This is a genomic window from Echinicola marina (assembly GCF_020463795.1).
Classification (GTDB): Bacteria; Bacteroidota; Bacteroidia; order Cytophagales; family Cyclobacteriaceae; genus Echinicola; species Echinicola marina.
This window is the reverse complement of the sequence record NZ_CP080025.1, coordinates 89747-103917: the sequence shown is the minus strand read 5'-3', so window position 1 is coordinate 103917 and position 14171 is coordinate 89747. Positions and strand designations below refer to the sequence as shown.

The following is a 14171-nucleotide window of genomic DNA, read 5'->3' as shown; positions in this document are numbered from 1 at the left end:
TATTTACTTCAAAAATTTATAAATTTTGCGTAAAGTTAACGTTATTAATCTTTATGAAACCAAGGACTGCTAAAAATGTTGTAATAATTTCTTTCTTGACCTTATTGTCATTTCTATCAGCCTTTTCTCCAGCAGGTGAACGGGAACGGGAGTTTAGGCTGAGAAGGGTGGTGATTGATGCGGGGCATGGTGGAAAAGATCCTGGTACTAGTGGGAGGACCTCAAGGGAAAAAGATGTTGCATTGGCCATAGCCCTTAAAGTAGGGGGGTATATAGAGGAGAATTTACCAGATGTAGAAGTGATTTATACCCGTAAATCAGATGTTTTTATTGAGCTAAAAGAACGGGCCAATATTGCCAATAGAAATAAAGCCGATCTTTTTGTTTCTATTCACTGCAATGCGGTGAGTGGCTCAAATGCTTATGGGACGGAAACTTATGTGATGGGCGCCAACCACTTTGAACGCAATTTTGATGTGGTGAAGAGAGAAAATGCGGTGATCTTAATGGAGGATGGCTATAAGGAAAACTATGAAGGTTTTGAACCCAATTCCCCAGAATCCTACATGATGTTTAACCTCATGCAAAAAGCCTATTTTGCCAATAGCCTTTCTTTGGCACAGAAGGTCGAACGTGATTTTAAAACACGTCTCAATCGCCATAGTAGAGGGGTAAAACAATTGCCACTATACGTATTATGGACTACCAGCATGCCAAGTGTTTTGATAGAGACAGGCTTTTTGTCCAATTCCAATGAGGAAAGGTACTTGAATAGTAAAAATGGACAGGTTTACCTGGCTTCAGCCATTTACAGGTCTATAAAAGCATATAAACAAGAAATTGAAGCGATATGATCATCATGCCCGATCTATTGTAATTCTTTCAGACCGGTCAATAATGGCCGGTTTTTCTATTTTGCAAAGATGTTGAATACGTAAAAGTATTTGATTTTTTTTTATATTGAGATAGGGACTTTTGAGAAATCCAGTCGATGATTTTACGCTATATAGAATGTTTGAATCAGAATAATAACCCATGAATAAAACCAATAGCAATCAGGAAATGCATATGTCCTTTGTGAAGGAGTTGCAGGAAAAGATAAACCAGGTAAAGCAGGGGGGAGGTGAGCAGCGGATAGCGAAGGAACATGCCAAGGGAAAAATGACGGCGAGGGAACGAATTGCATATCTTATGGATGGTGGAGTCCAATTTTTGGAAGTGGGTACATTGGCAGCTGATGGAATGTATGAAGAAGAAGGGGGCTGTCCTTCTGCTGGTGTCATTACGGGTATAGGGCAGGTGAGTGGGAGAATGTGTGTGGTAGTGGCCAATGATGCTACTGTCAAAGCCGGTGCTTGGTTTCCAATGACGGCTAAAAAGAACCTTCGGGCTCAGGAAATAGCCATGGAGAATAGATTGCCCATAATATATCTAGTGGATAGTGCGGGGGTGTTTTTGCCCAAGCAAAACGAAATTTTTCCAGATAAAGAGCATTTTGGAAGACAGTTTAGAAATAATGCCATGATGTCTTCCATGGGCATTGTTCAAATTGCCGCCATTATGGGAAGTTGTGTGGCAGGAGGAGCTTATTTGCCTATTATGTCTGATGAGGCGATGATTGTTGATAAAACGGGCTCTATATTTTTAGCGGGCTCCTATTTGGTGAAAGCGGCTATAGGAGAGACCGTGGACAATGAAACCTTAGGTGGAGCCACTACCCATTGTGAGATATCAGGAGTGACTGATAATAAATATGAAAATGATGAAGATTGTCTGGATGCGATTAAGGGAATATTCAATACGCTAGGAGCCAGTGATAAAGCAGGCTTTGATAAAATAGCTGCTAGGGCTCCTAAAAGGACCATTGAAGAACTTTTCCAGCTTTTTCCAACAGATCGGGTAAAACCTTATGATATGCATGAGGTTTTGGATTGTCTGATAGATGCAGAAAGTTTTGAGGAGTACAAACCAGGCTTTGGGCAAACCTTGGTTTGTGGTACTGCGAGAATTGAAGGTTGGGCTGTCGGTATCATTGCAAATCAGCGAAAAATGGTCAAGACCAAAAAGGGAGAAATGCAAATGGGTGGAGTGATCTATTCAGATTCTGCCGATAAAGCAGCGAGATTTATCATGAACTGTAACCAGCGAAAAATCCCTTTATTATTCATTCAGGATGTGAGTGGTTTTATGGTGGGCAGCAGGGCTGAGCATGGCGGAATTATTAAGGATGGTGCCAAGATGGTCAATGCTATGGCTAATTCGGTTGTTCCTAAATTTACTTTGATCATTGGAAATTCCTATGGTGCGGGAAATTACGCCATGTGTGGGAAAGCTTATGATCCTAGGTTGATTTTTAGTTGGCCTACCGCCCAGATGGCGGTGATGAGTGGGGTATCAGCAGCAAAGACATTATTGCAAATTAAAGTAGCCTCTTTAAAAAAGGCAGGAAAGGAAATTACCAACGAAGACGAAGCTAAATTACTAAAAGATATTACAGATAAGTATAATAAAGAATTAAGTCCTTATTATGCTGCCGCTAGATTATGGGTAGATGGCGTGATTCATCCTGAAGATACCAGATCGATCATATCCAGGGGGATTGATGCAGCCAATCATGCTCCCATCACGGAGCGATTTAATGTAGGAGTTATTCAAACTTGATCGTAAATTTGGGCGTAAATAAAAGTATAAGAAACCCGGAAATATAAGTTCCTACGATTGAGTGGCTATGGAGAAGCTTAGTAAAAAAGAATTGCATGCATTGGTTTCCTTATTGGATGATACAGACAGAGAGGTAAAAGAACATGTGAAGGACAAAATCATCTCTTTGGGCAATGATTTGATTCCGTTTTTGGAGGAAAAGTGGGAGAGTAGCTTTAATCCAGACTTGCAGAAAGAAATCGAGGAATTGGTTCATGAACTTCAGTTTTCATTGTTAAAAGAAAGATTGCAATACTGGAGAGATTCGGAGGATAAGGATTTATTAAAGGGCCTTTGGATCATTAATACCTATCAATACCCTGATCTTGATTTTGAGTCACTGAATTCAGAGATGCATCAGATTTATTTTGAAGTATGGACTTCCTTTAAAAGTGATATTTCTCCCTATGACCAGGTCCGACTGATCAATAATGTGCTTTTTAATCAATTGAAGTTTTCTGCTAACACTAAGAACTTCCATTCCCCTGCCAACAGCATGATCAGCAATGTAATAGATGCCAGAAGGGGCAATCCAATCAGTTTATGCTCTATCTATTATTTGGTTGCCAAAAAGCTGGGTTTACCTGTTTATGGCGTGAATTTGCCCAATTTATTTGTCTTGACGTATAAGTCTAATGAGGCTACTTTTTATATCAATGCCTTTAATAAAGGCTTGATATTTAGTCGTCAAGATATCAATAATTATTTGGAGCATTTGAAAATAGAACCCAAGGAAGAGTTTTTTGAACCTTGTGGGCATGTAGATATTGTCAAACGAAGCCTAAGAAACCTAATTGTCTCATTTGAAAAATTGAGTGAGCCTGAAAAGGTGGAAGAGGTCAGGCAGTTATTGGCTATTCTTGAGGAGCATTAATTTTGGATTTTGATATTGCAGCCAATGGCCCTGACAAAGTTGGGGACAGGATTTTCTTTTTTAAGTATTTGGTTGAGGGCATTTTCAAGATGCTTTTTTGTGACACTATTAGGTGCTTGTGGGTTGTTGTCGATAGCGCCATGGTAGGCTACTCCAAAACCAGTCGGGCTAGGGATAAGTACAAATACTTCGGGTATTTTTGTAGCGTCCAGCGCTTTGTTCAGGGATTGGTTTGGGTCTGATAAATAGCTGAATGTGATGTTTTTTTGATTGATTTTTGTATGGATTTGATCAAAATTTTCCTCTTCGGACTGACCAGCATGGGGATTGACCATGGCAAAGGTGATGCCCTTATCATTAAATTGTTTTTGGAGTTGGATGATCCGATCTTCATAAAGTTTGGCATAGGGACAGGCATTAGAGGTGAATATCAATACCAGGGCCTTGTCCTTTTGGTGGTCTTTCATTTTGAAAATTGTGGACAATGCAAGGTCTTCCAATTCAAGCATTTCTAATTGTTGGGCCTGAATGGGAGAAAATGCAGCTATAAATGCAATGATCAGTATTAAGACGCTTTTCATACCCTTACTTTTTCTTAATCTACTAAAAAGTTGGGATAAATTAACCAATTTACCAGATAGTATAAGTTAATACCAGATCGTTTTGTCTTTCCACTTTTACCGTATAGAAATGGTCTGCAAAGTCTGTTCCGTGAATTTTTCCTTTTATGATATTGTCGTCTATATTGAATGGATTGAGAAGAATATGTTGTCTTAAGCTGATGCCTTTTCTTCCTTGACATTTAAAAATAGATTCTTTCGCAGACCATGCGATGGTATACAATACAGGGTCATTATTAAGGAATTCAATTTCCGAAGGGTCGAGGAATTTAGGTCCTAACCTTACCACTTTTTCCTTGACATAATCCAAGTCTATACCAACCGGCATTTCTTTATGAAATATGGCGGCGGCCAAGCCTTGTGTATGGGTAAGGGAAACATTTCCATATCCATCCATAGGGTAGGATTTTCCGTGTTCATCCTTATAGAAGCCAGGGTAGCTCATATTGATGGTGTCCAAAGCCGTTTTGATGGCCAGTCTTGCCCCTTTCCATTCTTTCTTTTTTTCAGGATGACTTATATTGGCAAAAGAAAGCTTTTCCCTGAAGCTTAGGAAGTCTACAGGTTTGTTCTCCTGTTCATCAATATTCTTGACAGCCAAGGCCGATAAAGGGTTAATTTTTTCTATTTTTGCTTGCATTGAGTTGGTGTGGTGAATAAGATGTTGAAAGTGCAATATATGTCAAAAATTCAAGTAAGTAAACTATATACCCTAACTGGGCACAACGATAGTATTTATGCCTTGGCCGAGGGGAAAAATCCACGATATTTTTATACAGGAGCTGGAGATGGGATGGTCGTGCAGTGGGATCTTGATGCTCCCAAAGATGGGAAACTCATCGCCAAACTTCCCCATTCTGTGTATGCTTTGGAAGTGGATCAGGAGCGGAACCTGCTTTTTATTGGTCATAATTTTGAAGGGGTCCATGTAATTGATTTAAATACAAATCAGGAAATTTGGTCATTGAAAATCACCGATCAATCTATATTCGATATTAAAGTTTATAATGATAAGGCATTCGTTGGTACAGGTGATGGTATTATTACTGTCTTGGATGTCAATGAACGGTCCGTTATAAAGCATATTAAATTGGGAGAAAAAAATATCCGTGTAATGGATATTGATCAAGGAAAAGGCCATTTAGCCGTGGGAGCAAGCGATAATACGGTTAAGGTTTTTGATCTGAAAGATTTTTCACCCATTGTCAAATTGGATGGTCACACAAATTCGGTTTTTGCTTTGTCCTATTCTCCCAATGGTGAATTTTTGATAAGTGGGGGGCGAGATGCGCAACTTAAAATCTGGAATGCCGGACTATACCAAGAGCTGGAAAGTATTGTGGCGCATATGTATGCGATCAACTATTTGGACTTTCGAGAAGATGGCAAATATTTTGTAACTTGTAGTATGGACAAGTCCATCAAGCTCTGGGAAAGTGCTACTTTTCAGCTGAAAAAGGTGATAGATAAATCACGGCATGCTGGGCATGGGACATCCGTAAACAAGGTACTATGGAGTAGGTACAGTCAGCAAATTATCGCTATTAGTGATGACCGTACCATTTCCATTTGGGAAGTAGAACTTTAATCATGTATATGAAAATAACACCATTAGAAATTCGCCAAAAATCCTTTGAGAAAAATTTTCGTGGATACGATAAAGATGAAGTAAGCTCTTTTTTGGTTTCTCTTTCTCAGGAATGGGAAAAAGAAATGGATGAGAAAAGGGAGTTGAAAATCAAGCTTGATCAGGTAGAAAAGGAATCTGCCAAACTCAGGGAAGTAGAGGATTCGCTTTTTAAAACCTTAAAGGCCGCGGAAGATACTGGTGCCAGCATGATCGAGCAGGCCAATAAAACGGCAGAACTCATTCTCAAAGAGGCGCAGATGAATGCTGATGCCATGATCTCTGAAGCGAAATCCAAGGCAAGGAATATTATAGATGAGGCAGACGGCAGGGCTAAAAATATCGTAGAAGACTTGAAAGCAGAGGTCAATTCTCTTGTGGAAAGTTATGAAGATTTATTGGCCCAGAGGGAAATTGTTGTGCGAAATTTGAAAAACTTGGCTACAGATAGTCTTGAAAATGTAAAACAATCTCAAGAGGATATTAAGCGGATCAACTTGGAGGTGCATACCAAGGCTGTGAAGGAATTGAGTAGACAGATGCCAAATTTTAAATCCGAGGAGGAGAAGGCTGTTTCAATGCCTAGAGAGAAATCACATACTTTTGTCATTGAAACCAAAAAAGAGGAGTCTCCAGCGCCAATTGAAGCTCTAGAGCAGCATGAAGAGGTAAATGCGGTAGAAAATGAACCTGTAACAGAAAGCCAGGAACCAACCAACGAAGAAGAGCAGGATACATCTTCCAATGAAGTACAGGTGAAAGATGAAGTTCCTAATGAGGCGGATGAGACCTCGAAATACAAAGAGAGCATACTGCCAGAAAAGAAGGAAGAAAAACCAGAAATCACAGAGAATAAAAAGACTAGCGGATCATTTTTTGACCAATTTGATTAATGGGAAAAGTATCATTAGAAGGGATTGAGTTCCATGCTTTCCATGGTGTTTTTACTGAGGAGAAGAAGCTTGGAAATAGGTTTACGGTTGATATCCATGTTGATACCAATTTTAGAAAGGCCATGTTGGAGGATGACTTGAGTGAAACGGTGGATTATGCCAAGCTGTATCAGATAGCCAAATCACATATGGAAGAGCCCGTGAAGCTTTTGGAACATCTAGGCCATTTGATGTTGCAGGATATCTTGAAAGAATATCCCGCTTTGAAAGGAGTGGATATAATTATTAAAAAGCATAATCCGGCACTTGGCGGAGTGGTCAATTACTCTGTAGTAAAAGTTTCTTATCCAGAAGATTATCAATAAGTGTACAAGCGAGCAGAGATTACAAAAACCAAAAAGGATTTTTGGACCACTTTTGGGCAATATATGAAACCCGTCCCCTCAGCTGATGGAATTCGTGTCAACTGGCAAAATTACAAAACCCATGTCAGTCAGGTGTTTTTCAGGATGAAAGCAGAAAGAGACTTTTGCTCCATTGGAATCGAGATCAACCATAATGATACCGAATTGCAGGAATTGGTGTTTGAACAATTTGAGTCTTTTAAGAAAATACTACATGCTACCCTTGAAGAAGAATGGGATTGGCAGCTTCATTCAGTGGATGACTATGGAAAGGTTACCTCAAAAATTGAAAAAAGACTGGATGGGGTCAATGTGATGGATAAGGATCGCTGGTCTGATATTATCTCCTTCTTAAAACCCCGTATTATTGCCTTGGATGAATTTTGGTCCAATGTCAAACCGGCTTTTGAAGGTTTATCATAAATTAACCTTTTTATACTCAAAAGTGGTAATGGAAGATTTTCCATCATGCTTCATGGACAGTTTTATGGTCATTTGATCACCAACTCTTTGAATGGTCAAGCCATTAAAGTAAGCAGTTTGTCCTTCAGTTTTTATCAGCGGAAAATTAATCCATTCGTCTTTTTCTTCCCAAGGAGAGAAATTAGCACTAAAGTGTTTGACTTTTAGGTTTATCTTTCCTGCTTCTTCAGCAATAGCCATATATTCTGTGAAGATCAGCTTACCCTCTTCGATATAGCGGAATACTCCCATCATGGTATTGTCCTGTTGTGGCATCCACAGTTCTTCACATTCTCCATTGAGTCCAGGACCTTTCCAGAAACCAACCATCCAAGCTAAATCTGTCATTTTACCCTTGGAGAACCCAACATCATCTTGTTGAATAATTTCTTGGGCCGAGGAATTGTAATGGACCAGGGCTAAGAACAGTAGTGAAAACAGGATGTTTTTCATCATGATAATCGTTTAATCTTCCACATCATGTCTTTTGGGGATATCAGGATTAACGAAAGTAAAGCCCCTAGCTTCACTGCCTTCGTAAAAATCAATTTCCATGCCCATTAGGAACATGATATGCCTCTTTTCAATGAGCACTTGGATGCCGTGAAGTTCAAACTGTTGGTCGTCTTCCTTAGCTTTGTCAAATCCCAAGGCGTAGGACATTCCACCGCAGCCACCACCTTTTACACCGACCCTCAGCGCGTAATCTCCGGGGATGTTTTTGTTATTGATGATATTTTTGATCTCTAATTGGGCTTTATCTGTAATGGTAATCGGTATTAGCATGCCTGATTAATGTTCTAGATGATTCTTTAGTTCAAAAATAATCACAAATAATCAACTTCTCTTTGAAATATTTTAGATATTCGAGTATAAATCAAATTAAGTAAATGGAGTATTTTGTTGAACTAATGAAGATCATCATTCCTGCTGGATTGGTGATTTATGGCATGTATTTGGTAGTGGTGTCTTTTTTATCCAAGGAGAGAGAGGCAAGATTAATTACTTTAAAAACCAAAAACACAGATATTATACTTCCTTTGCGCTTGCAGGCAAGTGAGCGGCTTTGTTTGTTGTTAGAACGGTTGACTCCTAATAATCTGGTGAGAAGGGTGAATAATCAGCCTTATTCTGCCCGAGAACTTCATGGATTGCTGTTGAGTGAGATCAGAGAAGAGTTTAACCATAATATGGCCCAGCAGATTTATTTTTCTGATGAAACATGGGATAGTGTAAAAACGGCCGTGGAAGAAGTGGTAACCTTGGTCAATCGTTCCATGCAGGAGGTTAATCCTGATGAAAAGGGCGTTGAATTGGCTAAAAGAGTGTTTCAGCATTCTTTAGAGCAAAAAAATGATGGCATTTCTTTTGCACTTAAACAAGTGAAATCTGAAATCAGGGTATATTTCTAAATTATAATATAATGCGATACAGAAACCTGGAACCAAGTAAGCTGTTAGATAAGGCCAAAGGATTGTACCAGTCCAAAGCGGACAGGATCGCCAGAAGCAAGGAAAAACTGGAAAACCTTGTCCATAAGGTCAGTGACAAACTGCAAGTAGTTGCAGACAACCCGACGGTCCAAGAAGCTAAACTCTATATATCAGTATTAGTCAGAATGGTAAAAGCTTACTGTAATAATGAATACAGAAGTTTTTCCCCAAAGACTTTGACCTTATTGGTTTTGGGCTTGCTGTATTTTATTATGCCTTTGGATTTAATTCCGGATTTTATTCTGGGACTAGGCTATTTGGATGATCTTTCTGTTTTGCTGGCGATCACTAAAAGCATACAGCATGATATCCAAAACTTTTTGGATTGGGAAAGAACCAAGATTTAATAATTATCGTTAAGTCCTGAAAATAAATAGGACGATATGAGTATTTCAACTTCCGTAATTACTCCTGAAGTAATTTCAAATGCTATGAATTACTCCCAGTACAGGGAATTGATTGACCAACTATTATCAGAAAATAAAACTACTGGGGAGAATCATTCTGAAGGGATGTTGGACTTTACCCTACTGAATTTGCAGAGAATGAAAAGGTGGGATAAAACGGCGAAGGTGAGCGAAGAAGCTGCCAATCTGGTAAAGTCGATTAATAGAAAACAAATTTGGTTGGTCATCACGGAAGGTTGGTGCGGAGATGCCGCCCAAATTGTGCCTTATTTTGAAAAGCTGGCAGCGAATACTGATAAAATTGAAGTACGATATATTTTGCGTGATCGGCATCTTGCAGTCATGGACCAATATTTGACCAATGGAGGAAGATCCATTCCAAAGTTGATAGCTTTGGATGCAGGGGATTTAGAAGAGCAGTTTGAGTGGGGACCGCGTCCAAGGGAATTACAGGAAATGATGTCAGAATATAAAAAGGATCCAAAAGGAGTTTCTCCAGAAGAATTTAAGAAGAAAATCCATCTTTGGTATGCCAAAAATAAAAACAAAGCGCTTGAGGAGGAGTTGATAGCGCTAATAAGCTAATACGATCCATATGAAATCCATAGCCTTAGTTTCTGGAGCCTCTGGCCTGATTGGTGTTCAGCTGTTACACCAGTTGTTTAAAGCGAAAGAATACGATTATGTGCTCACTATTGCCCGTAGGGAATTGGCTTTTAAGCATCCCAAACTGGTGCAGTTGCAAGTGGATTTTGACAAGATCGAACAAACTAGTTTACTTGATAAATTGAGAGAGGATGATTTTGGAGGCGGAAATCATGGGTTGATAGCTGTTTTGGAAGCTAAGGAAGTGAAGATGCACGCCTTTTGTGCCTTGGGTACTACTATCAAAAAGGCAAAGACAAAAGAAAATTTTTATAGAATTGATCATAACTATGTGATTGATTTTGCTAAATGGGCGCATCGTTGGGGAGCAAGTAAGTTCCTTTATGTAAGTGCACTTGGGGCGGACCAGCTTTCCTCTATATTTTATAATAAGGTAAAAGGAGAGGTAGAAGAAGATTTAAAAGTGATTCCTTTTGAGTATTTGGGGATTTTCAGGCCATCCATTCTTCTGGGGCACAGGAAGGAAACCCGAATCGGAGAGTCTATCGGGAAGGCAGTGATGAAAGCCGTTACCTCGGTGGGCCTGTTCAAAAAATATAAGCCTATTTACGATCATCAGGTGGCTAAGGCCATGGTGCACCAAGCACTCAATGATGAGTTGGAAATGGTGAAGGTGATAGAGTCAAAACAGATGCAAATCTTTGAATAATTTACACTGGCGGCCTCAAAAATCCACATTATTGCGACTTTAGGAGAAATCTCTGTATTTTCTTGTTGTTGAAAATCAGTTGTATGAGATTCTTCCTTGCGTCAGAATGATACAAAAAATGGTAAATGAGATTACCTCATTTTTGTTTTCCCCTGCTGTCAAATCAATTAGGGCCAATCAAGTTAGATCAGGATTCATATGCTCAGGCTTTAGCCATATTTTACTTATCACTGCTACCAATAGCGTATATGCTCCATAAATGATAAGCCAATTCGCTGGGGCGTATTCAGGATACCATTTTTTCCAATTGCCAAAGTCCGCTCCTCCATCAGGAATAAATTCAAACAATCTCATTGCTGGAAGACTTACGGCCAATAGTATGATCCACTGAAGGTAAGAAAGTTGAAGGTTCCGTAGTAAAAACAATAGGACAAATGGAGCACCTAAAAATGCGATCCTCGTAAAATCTCCTCCGGCGAAAAGACTGAAAAAGCCATAGACCAAGATAAGCGGCACAAGAAACTTTTGCTTATTATCAGGCTTGGTCAAAAACGGTTTAGGGTACCAGATAAATACCCACAGGAAGGCCGCATAGGCTATAGTGAGGGAGAATACCCATCTTAGGAAAAGATCAGGATGTCCCAATAGACCAAGGGTGTTATTAAATAAATTGACTAATGCGTTTTTCCCAGTATTGGCACTTGGGAAATACATGCTGGTGATTTTTAGGCTGATATAGCTTATTAGAAGTGCCAGTAAAAGGCTTCCGAAAGCCTTTTTATCATGCTTTCGATATAGGGGGATTCCTGGATAAATGCATAGGGCTAGAAGAATCGGTAAGATAGATTCCTTTTGAATGATGGAGATTGCTGCCACTAGGCATAGTAGCCACCATTTATTTTCAATTAAAGCCAATAGTAAAAGTAATTGGAGCAAATAAAGGGGTAGGTCAACCGTGATAGGATCAGAAAGGTTGGCTTTCCAAATGCCTACCCAGTGAAAACTGATCCAGAACCAACCGATCCATGTTTTGAATCTTCCTAGACTCAGTTTTTTTCCAAGATAAAACCAGAAGGGAATCCAAGCGATTCCAAAAAAGAGGTTTACGATTTTAAAATTGGTGAACATGTTGTCGAATGGCAACTGGGCTGCGAGCCAAGGAACCAAAATCCTTACACTAAAGGGGTAATTGACCCTATAGGTTTCCAATTTCCCCCTAAAGAATTCATAGACCTTTTGATATTGGTTGGCATCAAACAGTCCGTTCAATTCGTGCTGTAGAGGTTGCTGAAACCAATTGAAAACGATAAAGCCCATCAAGCTGATGAAAATGGCCAAAATGACATCCGGAAAACTGTAAATCTTAGCTGATTTCAATTAACTTCAAGGTTTTATTTTAAAAATAGTATTACAATGATAGCAGTTATTCAGCGGGTTTCGGAATCTTCAGTGAAAATTGATGGAGAAATTAAAGGAAAAATAGGACAAGGCTTAATGGTTTTGTTGGGGATTGAGGAGGCAGACAATGCTGAGGATATCACATGGCTAAGTAAGAAAATTGTCAATTTGAGGATTTTTGGTGATGAGAATGGTGTGATGAACAAAAGCTTGTTTGATGTGGATGGAGAGCTGCTTTTGATCAGTCAGTTCACCTTGCATGCCAGTACCAAGAAGGGAAACAGGCCATCATATATTAAGGCAGCCAAACCGGATATTGCGATTCCATTATATGAATCATTTATCCAACAAGTGGAAAATGACTTGGGCAAAACCATTGAAACAGGAGAGTTTGGAGCAGATATGAAAGTGGCTTTGGTGAACGATGGACCTGTAACCATCTGTATTGATTCAAAAAATAAAATATAAAAGGATGGGTTCATTGTTTCTATCAATCGAAAATGCTCATGTCAGGTATTTGGACCGGAATATTTTTCAGGATATTAATTTCCAAATGAAAACAGGGGAGAACTGGGCGATACTGAGTGCTTCAGGTTCTGAGAAAACTGCATTTTTGGATACCATTTTGGGTAAGACTGTACTTTCAGCGGGTAGGGTTACCCGGGATTTTGCAGTGGATTACCAAAAGGAAATGACTTCACAGGGTAAGATCAATAGCTTTAGGGATTTGATTGCCGTAATTTCTCAGAAATACACTTTTACCAATAAGTCCAACCTTCAAAACTTCTATTATCAGCAACGCTTCAATTCATCCGAATCAGAAGAGGCAGCTACGGTAATAGAGCACTTATGTGAAGTAGAAGCCAAGCAGGAAGGCCCTTGGACAGTTGAAAAGGCAATGGAATTACTGGATTTGGAGGTGCTAAAGGATAAATCTCTGATCAAGCTGTCCAATGGAGAAAGCAGGAGGTTGGCCATTGCAGGAGCGCTCTTACGCAATCCAAGGCTTTTCCTTATGGACCAACCCATGACCGGTTTGGATGTAGAAACCAGAAAGCATTTTGGAGAAGCATTGGAGGCCATGGTGGCATCTGGTATTCAGGTGATCATGACAACGTCTCCAGACGAAATCCCTGATGCAATTACCCATGTTGCCATAGTAGATGGAGGGAAAATTGTGCAAGTCGAGAAGAGGGAGGATTTTCACGAAAGAGATCTGGTTAACCATGCAGCGCTTTCACAATTTGATCATAAAAAGTTGGATGAATTGATTCAGAATAAACCTGTTAAGCGATTTGATACCATGGTCAAGATGAACCAAATCCATATCCAGTATAATGGCAAGGTTATTTTGGACCAGGTCAACTGGGAGATAAAACAGGGAGAATGCTGGGTGTTGAGAGGACATAATGGCGCTGGGAAATCTACTTTGCTTAGTTTGATCAATGGAGAGAACCCTCAGGCTTATGCCAATGATATTGTGCTTTTTGGGAGAAAGAGGGGAACTGGTGAAACGATTTGGGATATCAAGCGCCCCATTGGTTTTGTGTCACCAGAATTGGCCAGGTATTTTCCCAGAAACCAGACCTGTTTGAAGGTGGTACTTTCGGGATTATTCGATTCCATTGGCTTGTTCAAAAAAGTTAGTGAGGAGCAAGAACAAGTTGCCATGGAATGGTTGAAGCTGTTTAGGATAGAACATGTGGCCCAAATGCTTTTGCACCAGATCCCTTTGGAGAATCAACGTTTTTGTCTTTTGGCCAGGGCTTTGATAAAATCGCCAGCCTTACTGATCCTTGATGAGGCTGCTCAGGGTATGGATGATGAGCAAAGGATTTTGTTCCGTGAGACGATTGACCATATCGGAAGGCATCCTGATGTTTCGATGATCTATGTAAGCCATTATGAAGAAGATATTCCAAAAGTAGTTGATAGAGAATTAGTATTGGAAGATGGGAAGGTTATAAGAAGTATTTAA

18 protein-coding genes are annotated in these 14171 nt (G+C 39.6%); 13 read left to right on the top strand and 5 right to left on the bottom strand.

Going from position 1 to position 14171, the window contains the following annotated elements:
- The first annotated feature begins 53 nt into the window (after positions 1-53).
- The 3 genes from KZP23_RS00550 (at position 54) to KZP23_RS00540 (ending at position 3574) form a co-directional block, all read left to right on the top strand.
- On the top strand, positions 54-854 hold the full coding sequence (locus KZP23_RS00550) for an N-acetylmuramoyl-L-alanine amidase family protein (protein WP_226334239.1): 801 nt from the start codon (positions 54-56) through the stop codon (positions 852-854).
- A 208-nt stretch (positions 855-1062) separates the two neighbouring features.
- The gene (locus KZP23_RS00545) at positions 1063-2661 is read left to right on the top strand and encodes an acyl-CoA carboxylase subunit beta (protein ID WP_394370977.1); all 1599 of its coding nucleotides are present in this window, start codon (positions 1063-1065) and stop codon (positions 2659-2661) included.
- A 67-nt stretch (positions 2662-2728) separates the two neighbouring features.
- Complete coding sequence (locus tag KZP23_RS00540; RefSeq protein ID WP_226334237.1) at positions 2729-3574, top strand: transglutaminase-like domain-containing protein; 846 nt, start codon at positions 2729-2731, stop codon at positions 3572-3574.
- Here KZP23_RS00540 and KZP23_RS00535 read toward each other — a convergent pair.
- A complete protein-coding gene (locus tag KZP23_RS00535; protein WP_226334236.1) occupies positions 3571-4155 on the bottom strand; it encodes a redoxin domain-containing protein in 585 nt (194 codons plus the stop codon). The genes KZP23_RS00540 and KZP23_RS00535 overlap by 4 nt on opposite strands.
- A 49-nt stretch (positions 4156-4204) precedes the next feature.
- A complete protein-coding gene (locus KZP23_RS00530; RefSeq protein WP_226334235.1) occupies positions 4205-4834 on the bottom strand; it encodes a 4'-phosphopantetheinyl transferase family protein in 630 nt (209 codons plus the stop codon).
- Between the two features lie 39 nt (positions 4835-4873).
- Here KZP23_RS00530 and KZP23_RS00525 point away from each other — a divergent pair, with 39 nt between their 5' ends.
- The 4 genes from KZP23_RS00525 to KZP23_RS00510 are packed head-to-tail and all read left to right on the top strand — an operon-like array spanning position 4874 to position 7541.
- Positions 4874-5782, top strand: coding sequence for a WD40 repeat domain-containing protein (locus tag KZP23_RS00525; RefSeq protein WP_226334234.1), 909 nt, complete (start codon positions 4874-4876; stop codon positions 5780-5782).
- Positions 5783-5784: 2 nt separating this feature from the next.
- Positions 5785-6714 (top strand): DivIVA domain-containing protein, encoded by a 930-nt coding sequence (locus KZP23_RS00520; protein WP_226334233.1) that lies wholly within the window; start codon positions 5785-5787, stop codon positions 6712-6714.
- Complete coding sequence (gene folB / locus KZP23_RS00515; RefSeq protein ID WP_226334232.1) at positions 6714-7079, top strand: dihydroneopterin aldolase; 366 nt, start codon at positions 6714-6716, stop codon at positions 7077-7079. The genes KZP23_RS00520 and folB overlap by 1 nt, the downstream gene beginning before the upstream one ends.
- Positions 7080-7541, top strand: coding sequence for a DUF4268 domain-containing protein (locus tag KZP23_RS00510; protein ID WP_226334231.1), 462 nt, complete (start codon positions 7080-7082; stop codon positions 7539-7541).
- Here KZP23_RS00510 and KZP23_RS00505 read toward each other — a convergent pair.
- Together KZP23_RS00505 and KZP23_RS00500 are read right to left on the bottom strand one after the other, a co-directional pair.
- A complete protein-coding gene (locus KZP23_RS00505; RefSeq protein ID WP_226334230.1) occupies positions 7536-8036 on the bottom strand; it encodes a DUF6265 family protein in 501 nt (166 codons plus the stop codon). The two genes, KZP23_RS00510 and KZP23_RS00505, sit on opposite strands and share 6 nt — an antisense overlap.
- A gap of 9 nt (positions 8037-8045) precedes the next feature.
- A complete protein-coding gene (locus tag KZP23_RS00500; protein ID WP_226334229.1) occupies positions 8046-8366 on the bottom strand; it encodes a HesB/IscA family protein in 321 nt (106 codons plus the stop codon).
- A gap of 104 nt (positions 8367-8470) precedes the next feature.
- On the opposite strand from KZP23_RS00500, the gene KZP23_RS00495 reads away from it, so the two are divergent.
- The 4 genes from KZP23_RS00495 to KZP23_RS00480 are packed head-to-tail and all read left to right on the top strand — an operon-like array spanning position 8471 to position 10795.
- Positions 8471-8992 (top strand): DUF7935 family protein, encoded by a 522-nt coding sequence (locus KZP23_RS00495; RefSeq protein WP_226334228.1) that lies wholly within the window; start codon positions 8471-8473, stop codon positions 8990-8992.
- Positions 8993-9003: 11 nt separating this feature from the next.
- On the top strand, positions 9004-9420 hold the full coding sequence (locus KZP23_RS00490) for a YkvA family protein (protein WP_226334227.1): 417 nt from the start codon (positions 9004-9006) through the stop codon (positions 9418-9420).
- Positions 9421-9456: 36 nt separating this feature from the next.
- A complete protein-coding gene (locus KZP23_RS00485; protein WP_226334226.1) occupies positions 9457-10065 on the top strand; it encodes a thioredoxin family protein in 609 nt (202 codons plus the stop codon).
- Between the two features lie 10 nt (positions 10066-10075).
- Positions 10076-10795, top strand: a complete 720-nt coding sequence (locus tag KZP23_RS00480) for an NAD-dependent epimerase/dehydratase family protein (protein WP_226334225.1) — start codon at positions 10076-10078, stop codon at positions 10793-10795.
- Positions 10796-10972: 177 nt separating this feature from the next.
- Here the strand turns inward: KZP23_RS00480 and KZP23_RS00475 are convergent, their stop codons facing one another.
- Entirely contained in the window at positions 10973-12172 is a 1200-nt protein-coding gene (locus tag KZP23_RS00475; RefSeq protein WP_226334224.1) for a hypothetical protein, read from the bottom strand.
- 36 nt (positions 12173-12208) lie between these two features.
- On the opposite strand from KZP23_RS00475, the gene dtd reads away from it, so the two are divergent.
- Both dtd and KZP23_RS00465 read left to right on the top strand, forming a co-directional pair.
- Positions 12209-12661, top strand: coding sequence for a D-aminoacyl-tRNA deacylase (gene dtd, locus KZP23_RS00470; protein WP_226334223.1), 453 nt, complete (start codon positions 12209-12211; stop codon positions 12659-12661).
- A gap of 4 nt (positions 12662-12665) precedes the next feature.
- Positions 12666-14171, top strand: coding sequence for an ATP-binding cassette domain-containing protein (locus tag KZP23_RS00465; RefSeq protein WP_226334222.1), 1506 nt, complete (start codon positions 12666-12668; stop codon positions 14169-14171).

Excerpts from the sequence above, each read along its gene's own strand:
- KZP23_RS00550 (WP_226334239.1), top strand. The coding sequence starts at position 54 with ATGAAACCAAGGACTGCTAAAAATGTTGTAATAATTTCTTTCTTGACC.
- KZP23_RS00545 (WP_394370977.1), top strand. The coding sequence starts at position 1,063 with ATGCATATGTCCTTTGTGAAGGAGTTGCAGGAAAAGATAAACCAGGTA.
- KZP23_RS00540 (WP_226334237.1), top strand. The coding sequence starts at position 2,729 with ATGGAGAAGCTTAGTAAAAAAGAATTGCATGCATTGGTTTCCTTATTG.
- KZP23_RS00535 (WP_226334236.1), bottom strand. The coding sequence starts at position 4,155 with ATGAAAAGCGTCTTAATACTGATCATTGCATTTATAGCTGCATTTTCT.
- KZP23_RS00530 (WP_226334235.1), bottom strand. The coding sequence starts at position 4,834 with ATGCAAGCAAAAATAGAAAAAATTAACCCTTTATCGGCCTTGGCTGTC.
- KZP23_RS00525 (WP_226334234.1), top strand. The coding sequence starts at position 4,874 with ATGTCAAAAATTCAAGTAAGTAAACTATATACCCTAACTGGGCACAAC.
- KZP23_RS00520 (WP_226334233.1), top strand. The coding sequence starts at position 5,785 with ATGTATATGAAAATAACACCATTAGAAATTCGCCAAAAATCCTTTGAG.
- folB (WP_226334232.1), top strand. The coding sequence starts at position 6,714 with ATGGGAAAAGTATCATTAGAAGGGATTGAGTTCCATGCTTTCCATGGT.
- KZP23_RS00505 (WP_226334230.1), bottom strand. The coding sequence starts at position 8,036 with ATGATGAAAAACATCCTGTTTTCACTACTGTTCTTAGCCCTGGTCCAT.
- KZP23_RS00500 (WP_226334229.1), bottom strand. The coding sequence starts at position 8,366 with ATGCTAATACCGATTACCATTACAGATAAAGCCCAATTAGAGATCAAA.
- KZP23_RS00495 (WP_226334228.1), top strand. The coding sequence starts at position 8,471 with ATGGAGTATTTTGTTGAACTAATGAAGATCATCATTCCTGCTGGATTG.
- KZP23_RS00490 (WP_226334227.1), top strand. The coding sequence starts at position 9,004 with ATGCGATACAGAAACCTGGAACCAAGTAAGCTGTTAGATAAGGCCAAA.
- KZP23_RS00485 (WP_226334226.1), top strand. The coding sequence starts at position 9,457 with ATGAGTATTTCAACTTCCGTAATTACTCCTGAAGTAATTTCAAATGCT.
- KZP23_RS00480 (WP_226334225.1), top strand. The coding sequence starts at position 10,076 with ATGAAATCCATAGCCTTAGTTTCTGGAGCCTCTGGCCTGATTGGTGTT.
- dtd (WP_226334223.1), top strand. The coding sequence starts at position 12,209 with ATGATAGCAGTTATTCAGCGGGTTTCGGAATCTTCAGTGAAAATTGAT.
- KZP23_RS00465 (WP_226334222.1), top strand. The coding sequence starts at position 12,666 with ATGGGTTCATTGTTTCTATCAATCGAAAATGCTCATGTCAGGTATTTG.